A 12,006-nucleotide genomic window follows, 5' to 3' on the forward strand; every position below is an offset into this window, starting at 1 on the left:
CAACCCGTCACGCACGCAGCTCGGCGATTTCTGCAAAATAGAACGATCGTTCGTTTCATTCCCTGGCCCGGTTCCCCGGGCCACCGCCAGGTCCCGACGTGTCGTCACTGCCTTCCGAAACCCGCCGCAGCCCCAGCGCCCGTTCGCTGCAAAAAGGTCAAGCCACCCGTGCGGCCATCCTCGACGCGGCGCTCGCGCTGGCCTCGAACATGGGGCTCGAGGGCCTGTCGATCGGCGCCCTGGCCGAGGTGACCGGGATGAGCAAGTCGGGCGTCTTCGCCCACTTCGGCTCGCGCGAAGAGTTGCAGATCTCGGTGATCCGCGAGTACCACGCCAAGTTCGAGGAAGAGGTGTTCTTCCCCGCCATCCGCGAGCCGCGCGGCCTGCCCCGGCTGGTGGCGTTGTTCGAGAACTGGATCAAGCGCGTGGCGGTCGAAATCGACTCCGGCTGCATCTACATCAGCGGTGCGGTCGAGTTCGACGACCGGCCCGGCCCGGTGCGCGATGCCCTGGCGGACATGGTGCTGGCGTGGCATCGTGCGCTCAGCCGGGCGATTGAACTGGCGGTCGAGGTGCGCGATCTGATGCCCGATACCGACCCTGGCCAGATGCTTTTCGAAGTGCACGGCCTGATCCTTGCCCTGCATCACGACGCGCGCTTTCTGCGCAGCCCGGGTGCCGTCGAGCGCGCCCGGATCGGCTTCGCACGCACGGTTTCTCACTACGCGATGCCAGGCGCCACCGAACGGGTGTCGCTGGCGCCGTTGCATTCCCCCGCGGCCCCGGTTGCAAAAGCCGGCCGATAACTCGTCCATACGTCTTTAGGAGCTCACGATGGCCCAGTACAACCCGCCCCTGCGCGACATGCAGTTCGTGCTGCACGAAGTGATCGATGTGGTCAACGAGTTCAAGGACATCGCGGCTTACGCCGAGGTGGACGCAGACACCATCAACGCCGTGCTCGAAGAGGGCGGCAAGTTCGCCTCCGAAGTGCTGTTCCCGTTGAACATCAGCGGTGATGCCGAAGGCTGCACGCTCGACAAGACCACCCACGACGTCAAGGCGCCCAAGGGCTTCAAGGAAGCGTATGCCAAGTACGTTGAAGGTGGCTGGCCTGCGCTGAGTTGCGACCCTGCCTATGGCGGCCAGGGTTTGCCGCACACGGTGAACCAGTGCTTCTACGAAATGCTCAACAGCGCCAACCAGGCCTGGACGATGTACCCCGGCCTGAGCCACGGCGCCTACGAGGCGCTGCAGGCGCATGGAACCGAAGAGCAAAAGAAGACCTACCTGCCCAAGCTGACCAGCGGCGAGTGGACCGGCACGATGTGCCTGACCGAGCCGCACTGCGGTACCGACCTGGGCCTGCTGCGCACCAAGGCCGAGCCGCTCGGCGACGGCACCTACAAGATCACCGGCCAGAAGATCTTCATCTCGGCCGGCGAACACGACCTGGCGGAAAACATCATCCACTTGGTGCTGGCCCGCCTGCCGGATGCGCCGCAAGGCTCGAAGGGCATCTCGCTGTTCATCGTGCCCAAGTTCAAGGTGAACGCCGACGGCTCGCTGGGAGCGCGCAACGGCATCCACTGCAATGCCCTCGAGCACAAGATGGGCATCCACGGCAACGCCACCTGCCAGCTGATCCTGGAAGACGCGGTCGGCACGCTGGTGGGTGAGCCGAACAAGGGCCTGATGGCCATGTTCGTGATGATGAACGCCGCTCGCCTGGGCGTGGGCAACCAGTCGCTCGGGCTGACCGAGGTGGCCTACCAAAACGCCGTGGCCTACGCGAAGGACCGCATCCAGATGCGTTCGCTGTCGGGCCCGAAGGCACCGGACAAGCCGGCCGATCCGATCATCGTGCATCCCGACGTGCGCAAGATGCTGTTGACGGCCCGCGCCTTTGCCGAAGGCGGCCGCGCGCTGGCGATCCACACCGTGGTGCAGTTGGACAAGGCGCTGCACCATCCGGACGAGGCCGTGCGCAAGGAGTGCGACGACGAAGTGGCACTGCTCACGCCGATCATCAAGGCCTTCCTGACCGACAACGGCTGGCTCGCCACCTCGCACTGCATGCAGGTGTACGGCGGCCACGGCTACATCCATGAATGGGGCATGGAGCAGTTCGTGCGTGATGCCCGCATCAACATGATCTACGAAGGCACGAACACCGTGCAGTCGCTCGACCTGCTGGGCCGCAAGATCCTGTCGGACAACGGCAAGAAGCTCAAGGCCTTCGGCAAGAAGATCGCCGAGTTCGTCGAGGACGAAGGCGTGCGCGAAGACATGCAGGAATTCATCAACCCGTTGGGCGATATCGGCGACAAGGTCACCAAGCTGACCACCGAAATCGGCATGAAGGCCTTCCAGAACCCGGACGAGGTGGGCGCCGCCGCGGTGGACTACCTGCGCGTGGTCGGTCACCTCACCTTCGCCTACTTCTTCGCCCGTATGGCCAAGGTGGCGCTGGATGCCCAGAAGGCCGGCAACACCGACCCCTTCTACACCGCCAAGCTGATCACCGCGCGCTTCTACTTCGCCAAGCTGCTGCCCGAGACCGCAGGCCTGATCCGCAGCTGCCGCGCTGGCCTGCAGCCGCTGATGGCGATGGACGAAGCGTTGTTCTGATCGCCACCAGACGGACCGGAGGAGACATGCAAAAACACATCGTTCGTCATACCCTGCTGGCGGCCGCGCTGGCCACCGCCGGATCGCTGGCGTGGGCCGATGCGGCCTCGCCGGTGGGCCTGTGGAAGACCATCGACGACGGTTCGAAGAAAGAGAAGTCGCTGGTGCGCATCGTGGACAGTGGCGGCGTGCTGACCGGAAAGATCGAGAAGCTCCTCGATCCGAACGAGAAGCCCGACGTCGTCTGCGAACTCTGCAGCGACGATCGCAAGAACCAGCCGGTGGTGGGCCTGACCATCATCCGCGGCGTCAAGCAGGATGCCGATGACAAAGCCTTGTGGAACGGCGGGGACATCCTCGACCCGGCCAACGGCAAGGTCTACAAAGTGCGGTTGAAGCCGGCGCAGGACGGCAAGGCCCTCGAGGTGCGCGGCTACATCGGCATGCCGATGCTGGGCCGCTCGCAAACATGGATTCGCGTCGAATGACGCCTGAAGGAGCACAGAAGATGAGTCGATTCCAGGTCCGCAAGGTCGCCGTGTTGGGCGCCGGCGTGATGGGTGCGCAGATCGCCGCCCATCTGGTCAACGTGAAGGTGCCGGTCGTCCTGTTCGATCTGCCCGCCAAAGAGGGCCCGAAGAACGGCATCTCCTTGAAGGCGATCGACAACCTCAAGAAGCTCAAGCCGGCTCCGTTGGGCGTGCCTGAAGACGCAGCCCGCATCCAGCCGGCGAACTATGAAGAGCATCTCGATCTGCTGAAGGACTGCGACCTGATCATCGAGGCCATTGCCGAGCGGATGGACTGGAAGCTCGACCTGTACCAGAAGATCGCACCGTTCATCGCCCCGCACGCGATCGTCGCCTCGAACACCTCGGGCCTGTCGATCACCAAGCTGAGCGAGGCGCTGCCCGAGAGCATCAAGCCGCGCTTTTGCGGCATTCACTTCTTCAACCCGCCGCGGTACATGTACCTGGTGGAACTGATCCCGACCCCCACCACCGAAGCTGGCTATCTGGACCAGCTGGAGACCTTTGTCACCACCACCGTGGGCAAGGGCGTGGTGCGGGCGAAGGACACGCCGAACTTCGTCGCCAACCGCGTGGGCATCGCCGGCATGCTGGCCACCATCCATGAGGCGCAGAAGTTCGGCCTGACCTACGACGTGGTCGACGACCTGACCGGCAAGAAGATGGGCCGTGCCAGCTCGGGCACCTTCCGCACCGCGGACGTCGTGGGCCTGGACACCATGGCGCACGTCATCAAGACGCTGCAGGACAACCTGAAGGACGACCCGTTCTTCCCCAGCTACGCCACGCCGCCGGTGCTGGCCAAGCTGATCGAACAGGGCGCTTTGGGACAGAAGGCCGGTGCCGGCTTCTACAAGAAGGTGGGCAAGGACATCCTGCGTCTGGACCCGGCCCAGGGCGAGTACGTGGTGGCCGGTGCCAAGGGCGACCCGATCGTCGACCGCATCCTCAAGAAGCCTGCCGCCGAGCGCCTGAAGCTGCTGCGCGAATCGACCAACCCGCAGGCGCAGTTCCTGTGGGCGATTCTGCGTGATTCGTTCCATTACGTCGCCGTGCACCTGGCCGACATCGCCGACTCGGCCCGCGAGGTGGACTTCGCGATGCGCTGGGGCTTCGGCATGAAGCAGGGCCCGTTCGAGCTGTGGCAAGAAGCCGGCTGGCAGCAAGTGGCTGGCTGGGTGAAGGAAGACATCGAGGCCGGCAAGGCCCTGTGCAACGCACCGCTGCCCGCCTGGGTCTTCGATGGGCGCACGGGCGTGCACACGCCGGAAGGCTCGTGGTCCGCCTCGCAAGGCAAGTACATCCCTCGCTCGAACCTGGCCGTCTACCAGCGCCAGCACTTCCCCGAGAGCCTCGTGGGTTCCGGTGCGGCCGATCCGCTGAAGGCCGGCACCGAGGTGTTCCGCAACGACGACATCCGCGTCTGGACGCTGGATGGCGAGGTGCTGATCGCCACCATCACCTGCAAGCTGCACCTCATCAGCCCGGCCGTCACCGAAGGCCTGCTGAAGGCGGTCGAGCTCGCCGAAGCGAAGTACCAGGGCCTGGTGATCTGGTCGCCGGACGATGTGTTCTCCGCTGGCGCGAACCTTGAAGCACTGATGCCGGTCTTCATGAAGAGCGGCAGCAAAGGCATCGCTCCCGAGGTCAAGAAACTGCAGGATGCGCTGCTGCGCGTGCGCTACGCCAACGTGCCGGTCGTGGCCGCCATGCGGGGCATCGCGCTGGGCGGTGGCTGCGAAATCGCGGTGGCCTGCGCGAAGCGCGTGGCCGCGATGGAAACGTACGTTGGCCTGGTCGAAGTGGGCGTCGGCCTGTTGCCGGGCGGCGGCGGCTTGACCTACATCGCCCGTCGTGCGGCCGAGAACGCGCAGGCCGGCCCGGGCTCGGACCTGCTGAACTTCCTCAAGGGTGGCTTCGAAGGCGCCGCGATGGCGAAGGTGGGCACCAGCGCGATCGAGTCGCGCAAGCTGGGCTACCTGCTCGACAGCGACGTGATCGTGCCGAACAAGGACGAGTTGCTGCATGTCGCGATCAGCCAAGCCAAGGCCATGGCCGACGCGGGCTACCGCGCCCCGGCCAAGGCCCAGATCCCGGTCGCCGGCCGCATGGGCATCGCCACCATCAAGGCCAGCCTGGTCGGCATGCGTGACGGCGGCTTCATCAGCCAGCACGATTTCCACATCGCGAGCCTGATCGCCGATGTGGTGTGCGGCGGCGAAGTCGAAGCCGGCACGGTGGTGACCGAGGAATACCTGATGACGCTCGAGCGCAAGCACTTCTGCAGCCTGCTCGACCACCCGAAGACTCAAGAACGCATCATGGGCATGCTTCAAACCGGCAAGCCCGTGCGCAACTGATTGGAGCGACGAACATGACCAAGCAAGTGCAAGACGCCTACATCGTCGCCGCCAGCCGCACCCCGATCGGCAAGTCCGGCCGCGGCTACTTCAAGAACACCCGTTCCGACGACCTGCTGGTGCGCGCCGTGCAGGCCGCGCTGGCCCAGGTGCCGTCGCTCGACCCGAAGGCCATCGAAGACGCCATCATCGGCTGCGCGATGCCCGAGGGCGAGCAGGGTGCCAACATGGCCCGGATCGCGATGCTGCTGGCCGGTCTGCCCAACAGCGTGGGCGGCATCACGGTCAACCGCTTCTGCGCCTCCGGCCTGTCGGCCGTGCAGATGGCGGCCGATCGCATCCGCGTCGGTGAAGCCGATGTGATGATCGCCGGCGGCGCCGAGAGCATGAGCATGATCCCGATGACCGGGGTCAAGCCCTCGTTCAATCCGAACGTGTTCCTGAAAGACGAGAACGTCGGCATCGCCTACGGCATGGGCCTCACGGCCGAGAAGGTGGCAGCGCAATGGAAGGTCAGCCGTGAAGACCAGGACGCGTTCGCACTGGCCTCGCACCAGAAGGCTTTGAAGGCGCAGGCGGCCGGCGAGTTCACCGACGAAATCTGCTCTGTGGACGTGATCGACCGCTTCCCGAACCTGGAAACCGGTGAGATCTCGCTGAAGACCCGCACCGTCAACCTCGACGAAGGTCCGCGTGTCGACACCTCGCTCGAAGGCCTGGGCAAGCTCAAGCCGGTGTTCGCCGCCAAAGGCAGCGTCACCGCCGGCAACAGCTCGCAGACCAGCGATGGCGCCGGTGCGCTGATCCTGGCCAGCGAAAAAGCGGTCAAGCAGTTCAACCTGAAGCCGCTGGCGCGTTTCGTGAGCTTCGCCTCCAAGGGCGTGCCGCCGGAGATCATGGGCATCGGGCCGATCGAGGCCATCCCCGCCGCGTTGAAGACGGCCGGCCTGTCGCTCGCCGACATGGGTTGGATCGAGCTGAACGAAGCGTTTGCCGCCCAGGCGCTGGCGGTCATCCGCACGGTCGGCCTGAACCCCGACGTGGTCAACCCGATGGGTGGCGCCATTGCGCTGGGCCATCCGCTGGGCGCCACCGGTGCCATCCGCGCTGCCACGGTGGTGCATGCCCTGCGCCGCCACAAGCTGAAGTACGGCATGGTGACCATGTGCGTCGGTACCGGCCAGGGCGCAGCCGGCATCTTCGAGGCCGTCTGACCATGACCACGCGCCGCCGTCTGATCACTGCCGGCGGCGTCGTGGCAGGCGCCACCGCGCTTGGCATCGGGGTGTTCATCGCCACCGGCCAACGCCGGTTCGAGACCCTCGACGATGCACGCCGTGCGGTGGTGCCACTGGCCGAGAAGCCGTTGCAGACCACCGGCGCGTGGAATCTCGCGCAAGTGTTGAACCACGCTGCCCAAAGCATCGAGTACTCGCTCGATGGCTTTCCCCAACCGAAGCCTGCGCTTTTCCAGGCCACGGTGGGCCACCTGGCGTTCGCGCTGTTCGATGCGCGTGGCGCTATGCACCACCCGCTGGATCAGCCCATTCCCGGCGCGCCCGCGCTGGCGGCCGATGCATCGGTGCCCGACGCGGTGCAGCGGCTCTTGGCCGCCTTTGACCGCTTTGAACGGCATTCCGGCGCCTTGCAGGCCCACTTCGCCTATGGTGCGCTCGACAAGCCGGCCTACGCCCGGGCGCACTTGATGCACTTGGCCAACCACTGGGCCGAGTTCTCGCCGGGCTGAGAGCCTCAGAGGCTTTCGCTCTCTCCGGCCGGCATCGAGGAGACGATATGCAAGTCATCCGTTTCCCTTCCACCGACGGCTTCATGCTGGCCGGCACCTTGTATGGTCAGCCCGCCGAAGCGCGGGCAGCCGTGTTGATGGCGCCCGCCATGGGCGTGCCCCAGAGCTACTACGCCGATTTCGCAGGGTGGCTGGCGCGGCTGGGCTACCTGGTACTCACCTTCGACTATCGAGGCATGGGGGCCTCGCGCCCCGCCAGCCATGCCCGCTCGCTGAAGGGTTTCGAGGCCGACATCCACACCTGGGCCGAGCGCGACGCGGCCGCGGCACTGGCGTGGTTGCGGGCCCAGCTGGCTGCCGATCGGCCAGTCCATTGGATCGGCCACAGCCTGGGCGGCCAGATCCTGGGCCTGGTGCCCAACCGTGATCTGGTGGATCGGGCGGTCACCGTGGCGTCCGGCAGCGGCTACTGGCGCGACAACGCGCCTCAGCTCAAGCGCATGGTGTGGTGGATGTGGTACGTGGTGGTGCCGCTGGCGCTGCCGCTCGTCGGGTACTTCCCCGGGCGCCGGCTGAAAAAGGTGGGCGATTTGCCCCGCGGGGTGATGGCCCAATGGCGGCGCTGGTGCCTGTCGCCACACTACATGATGGGCGAGGGCGGCAGCGAACTGCGCGAGCGCTATGCCGCGGTGCGCACCCCCATCCTGGGTCTGAGCTTCACCGACGATGAGTTCATGTCTCATCGCAACATCGAGTCGCTCCACGGCTTCTACCGGCAGGCGCCCAAGGCGATGAAACGCATCTCCCCCGCCGAGGTGGGCATGAAGCGCGTAGGCCACTTTGGCTTCTTCCGCTCTCAGGGTGAACCCAGGCTGTGGGCGGAAATCGACCGTTGGTTGAGGCCCTCCCCCCTTGGGTAAGGGGGTAGAAGACAGAAGTTGATCATTCGGCTTTGACCGACCGTGGTGGTCTTCCTAGGATCGGGGTCCCGCCGCCGGCCTGGGCTACGAGCCCGGCCCAAGCAGGCGGGGCCCGTTCGGCACCAAGCGATTCGCCAGTGCCGGCTTTTATGTTCCTCAGGAGACTGCAAACATGCAATCACGTCCCTCGACCCTGTGGCTCGCCGCCGCCCTCGCTCTGGGCATGGCCGCCACCGCGCACGCCGCCGCTACGCGCGACCAGGCCTCTTCGGCCTCGGAAGCGGCTCAAGGCGTGCAAATGGTTCCCACCGGCAAGGGCTATGGCGTTCCCGCCAAGGCTGGCCAATTCGTGCCCCAGGTCGAGTCTGCTCTGGCCAATGGCATTGACTACCACGGTGGTCCGGTGATGAAGGCCAAGGGTGGCCAGAACATCTACATCATCTGGTACGGTGACTGGGCCACGCAAAGCCCGACCGGCAAGGCGATCATCACCGACATGTTGAAGAACATCACCGGTACGCCTTACTACAACATCAACACCACGTACTACCAGAACAACGACACCACCAAGAACGTCAAGAACAAGGTCAACCTCAAGACCCAGATCGACGACGCTGGCAAGTCGCTGGGCTCGGCCCTGTCGGACGCGCAGATCAAGCAACTGGTTCAGGACGCCATCACCGGCGGCAAGCTCCCGTCTGACAAGAACGGCATCTACCTGGTGCTGACCACGAAGGACGTGAACGCCACCTCGGGCTTCTGCACGCAGTACTGCGGCTGGCACACGCACGCTTCGATTTCTGGCGTGGACATCAAGTACTCGTTCGTGGGTGACGCTGCACGCTGCATCGGCTCTTGCGCCGCGCAATCGGCCAGCAGCCCGAACGACAACCCGGGTGTCGACGGCATGGCCAGCGTGATCATGCACGAGATTGAAGAAGCCGCCACCGACCCGGATCTGAACGCCTGGTGGCAGACCTCGACCGGCATGGAAAACGCCGACAAGTGCGCCTGGACCTTCGGCACGCAACAGACGGCCCCCAACGGCTCGAAGTACAACGTGCAATGGGGCCCGCGTAAGTTCCTGATCCAGCAGAACTGGGTCAACGCGAATGGCGGCAAGTGCGCCATGCAATATCCCTGATGATGCGTGTCGACTGCTGGGCGCTGGCCGTGGCCGGTGCTTTGCTGTTGAGCTCGGCGGCTGGGGCCGCCGAGCCGGCCGGAGATCCGCCGCCGCGTCAGCGGGTCGTGACGATGACCCGCTTCGTCAAGATCTTCAATGATCACGAGTACGACCTGATCGATGCGGTGCGCGCGGGCGACAAGGGCAACCTGGATCGCCTGGTCGCGGCCGACTTCGAGCAGCGCAACGCCGCCAGTCCGGCGGTGCCGGTGCCTCGCGACGAGTGGATGCAGGCCAACGAGCTCAAGGCGCCCGGGCAAGCCCTGGTGACCGAGCTCGCCGTGCACGACCGCGGCGAGCTGGCGATCGCCAGCTTCCGCATGAAGCTGAAGGAGCGCGATCTGTTCATCGTGGATGTCTGGCGCCGCAAGGGGGCCGATGCCTACGAATTGATCACGCGCTACGCCAGCCCGATTCCAGGGGCTGCTCCGGCAGCACCTGCAGCGCCGAATGGGAAACGCTGATCGGGGGTAGACCCGGGACGGCTTTGGAGTGCTGACTCCAGGCCGCAACCGCCAGGGCCGCAAGTGGGGCTGTCAGAATCGACGGCACTTCCTGCGGCCCTTTTCCATGGCCGCATCCAACCAGGAGACGCCATGTCGATCAAGACTGCCACGCTCAATGGCGTGGCTACCATCGAAATCGCCCGCCCCGAGAAGAAGAACGCCCTCACGCAGGCGATGTACCAGGCGATGGCCGACGCCATCGTGGCCGCGCAGGACGACCCCGCGGTGCGCGCGGTGCTGATCACCGGGCAGCCGGGCATCTTCACGTCGGGCAATGACATCGAGGACTTCATGCAGCGCCCGCCGCAGAGCATGGATTCGCCGGTCTTCCGTTTCATGCAGGCCCTGCTGGGCTGCGACAAGCCGGTGGTGGCGGCCGTCACCGGCGCGGCCATCGGCATTGGCACCACGCTGCTGCTGCATTGCGACTTTGTCTATGTGAGCGACGAATCGCGCCTGGCCATGCCCTTCGTCGGCCTCGGTTTGGTGCCGGAGTTCGCGTCCAGCCTGGTGGTGCCCGAACTGATGGGGCAACGGCGTGCCGCCGAAAAGCTGCTGCTGGGCGACCCCTTCACCGGCGAGCAGGCGGTCGAGTGCGGCATCGCCAATGCCGTGCTGCCCGCTGCCGAAGTGGTGCCTCACGCGCGCCGCGTGGCCGAGCGCTTCAATGCGCTGCCGCCGGGTGCCGTGCGTGACAGCAAGCGCCTGATGCGCGGCCCTCAGCGCGATCAACTGATGAAGACGATGGCGGTCGAGGCCGAGCTGTTCGCACAGCGGCTGCGCAGCCCTGAGGCGATGGAGGCCTTCCAGGCCTTCTTCCAGAAGCGCCAGCCCGACTTCAGCCAATTCTCCTGACCGAGCCGAACCATGAGCCTGCCGGCCAAGGTGGCGCTCGCCCCGCTGCTGGTGTGGCAAGGCGTGCGGGTGCGTCGCAGCGCGCTGCGCCTGCCCGAGGCGCGCGGGCCGCGGCGCGGCACCGCTGGCGGTCGTGACCAGCCTCGCCTGCGGCTGTTGGTGGTAGGTGATTCGTCGGCAGCCGGCGTGGGTGTGGGCCACCAGCGAGAAGCGCTTGCCGCGCCGCTGGCCCAGGCCCTGGCGCAACGGCTGGGTGGCCCGGTGGCATGGCAACTGATCGCCACCACCGGCCACCGCGCGGCCGACGCGCTGGAGGCGCTGCGGGGCGCAAAGCGCTTGGCAACGGCCGATGTCATGGTGGCGGTGCTGGGCGTCAACGATGCGGTGGCGATGACACCGGCACGGTCTTGGCTCGCCACGCTGGACGACCTGCACGCCTGTGCAGTTGAGCGCGCTGGCGTTCTCACCACCTGGCACACCGCCTTGCCGCCGATGGGCCGGTTTCCGCTGCTGCCGCAGCCGTTGCGTTGGGTGTTGGGACGAGAAGCCGCGCGCCTGGACACCGCCTTGGCCCGTCACCTCGAAGGTCGGGCTGATCGGCGCCTGGCGGCGCTGCCGCCGACGCCACCGGGCGTCCTGCCTTCCGGCTGGGTGGCGGAGGATGGCTTCCATCCGGGCCCGATCGGCTACCGGCGCTGGGCGGAAGCGCTGGCAGATCAGCTCTCTGCGGGGCTGCATAGTGTGAACCCGCCCTAGCCTGGATATTTCGCGAGTGAGCGGTCGGCAGCCCTGATTCCGAAGGCGTTGTTAGAGGTATCTGACGCCAATAACGACGCCTGTTGAAAAGAGGACTGCCAATGCCAAAGCGTACGGATGCGCCGATGCTGATCGGCAAGGTGGGGCGCCGGCTGGTGCAGGCGGGCTTTGACGGTGGGGACATCGTCAGCGACGGCGGCGTGATGCTGCTGCGCCAGGCCGACGAGCGCATCGGCCTGACTCGATCGGCGGCCAGGGTGTTTGCTGATGGTCGCCGCGCCGCGAGCGTGCGCCACAGCATTCACAGCCTGCTGGCACAGCGCGTGTACGGGCTGTGCTGCGGCTGGGAAGACGTGTCGGACCACAACACGCTGCGCCGGGACCTGGCGCTGCAAACGGCCGTGGGCCGCGCCGAGGAACTGGCCTCGGCGCCCACGCTGAGCCGGCTGGAGACATCGGCCACCAGCGAACACGCGGCGGCCTTGCATGGGGTGCTGCTCGATCAGTTCATTGCC

General features: G+C 66.0%; 12 protein-coding genes. All 12 read left to right on the forward strand.

Going from position 1 to position 12,006, the window contains the following annotated elements:
- The first annotated feature begins 98 nt into the window (after positions 1-98).
- Complete coding sequence (locus AACH06_RS13305; RefSeq protein WP_341426181.1) at positions 99-806, forward strand: TetR/AcrR family transcriptional regulator; 708 nt, start codon at positions 99-101, stop codon at positions 804-806.
- A gap of 28 nt (positions 807-834) precedes the next feature.
- A complete protein-coding gene (locus tag AACH06_RS13310; protein ID WP_341426182.1) occupies positions 835-2,631 on the forward strand; it encodes an acyl-CoA dehydrogenase C-terminal domain-containing protein in 1,797 nt (598 codons plus the stop codon).
- 26 nt (positions 2,632-2,657) lie between these two features.
- A complete protein-coding gene (locus AACH06_RS13315; RefSeq protein WP_341426184.1) occupies positions 2,658-3,119 on the forward strand; it encodes a DUF2147 domain-containing protein in 462 nt (153 codons plus the stop codon).
- A gap of 20 nt (positions 3,120-3,139) precedes the next feature.
- Positions 3,140-5,521 (forward strand): 3-hydroxyacyl-CoA dehydrogenase/enoyl-CoA hydratase family protein, encoded by a 2,382-nt coding sequence (locus tag AACH06_RS13320; protein ID WP_341426185.1) that lies wholly within the window; start codon positions 3,140-3,142, stop codon positions 5,519-5,521.
- Between the two features lie 14 nt (positions 5,522-5,535).
- On the forward strand, positions 5,536-6,735 hold the full coding sequence (locus AACH06_RS13325; protein ID WP_341426186.1) for an acetyl-CoA C-acyltransferase: 1,200 nt from the start codon (positions 5,536-5,538) through the stop codon (positions 6,733-6,735).
- Between the two features lie 2 nt (positions 6,736-6,737).
- On the forward strand, positions 6,738-7,268 hold the full coding sequence (locus AACH06_RS13330) for a DUF1569 domain-containing protein (protein ID WP_341426187.1): 531 nt from the start codon (positions 6,738-6,740) through the stop codon (positions 7,266-7,268).
- A 47-nt stretch (positions 7,269-7,315) separates the two neighbouring features.
- On the forward strand, positions 7,316-8,188 hold the full coding sequence (locus tag AACH06_RS13335; protein WP_341426188.1) for an alpha/beta hydrolase family protein: 873 nt from the start codon (positions 7,316-7,318) through the stop codon (positions 8,186-8,188).
- 172 nt (positions 8,189-8,360) lie between these two features.
- Positions 8,361-9,332, forward strand: a complete 972-nt coding sequence (locus tag AACH06_RS13340; protein WP_341426189.1) for a hypothetical protein — start codon at positions 8,361-8,363, stop codon at positions 9,330-9,332.
- Positions 9,332-9,838, forward strand: a complete 507-nt coding sequence (locus AACH06_RS13345; RefSeq protein WP_341426190.1) for a hypothetical protein — start codon at positions 9,332-9,334, stop codon at positions 9,836-9,838. Before AACH06_RS13340 ends, AACH06_RS13345 begins: the two co-directional genes overlap by 1 nt.
- A 132-nt stretch (positions 9,839-9,970) precedes the next feature.
- Positions 9,971-10,735, forward strand: coding sequence for an enoyl-CoA hydratase (locus tag AACH06_RS13350; RefSeq protein WP_341426191.1), 765 nt, complete (start codon positions 9,971-9,973; stop codon positions 10,733-10,735).
- 12 nt (positions 10,736-10,747) lie between these two features.
- On the forward strand, positions 10,748-11,491 hold the full coding sequence (locus tag AACH06_RS13355; RefSeq protein ID WP_341426193.1) for an SGNH/GDSL hydrolase family protein: 744 nt from the start codon (positions 10,748-10,750) through the stop codon (positions 11,489-11,491).
- Between the two features lie 101 nt (positions 11,492-11,592).
- Positions 11,593-12,006, forward strand: a 414-nt coding sequence (locus tag AACH06_RS13360) for a transposase (protein WP_341426194.1), incomplete at its 3' end; no start/stop codon positions are given.

It is taken from the genome of Ideonella lacteola (assembly GCF_038066555.1).
Lineage (GTDB): Bacteria > Pseudomonadota > Gammaproteobacteria > Burkholderiales > Burkholderiaceae_C > Ideonella > Ideonella lacteola.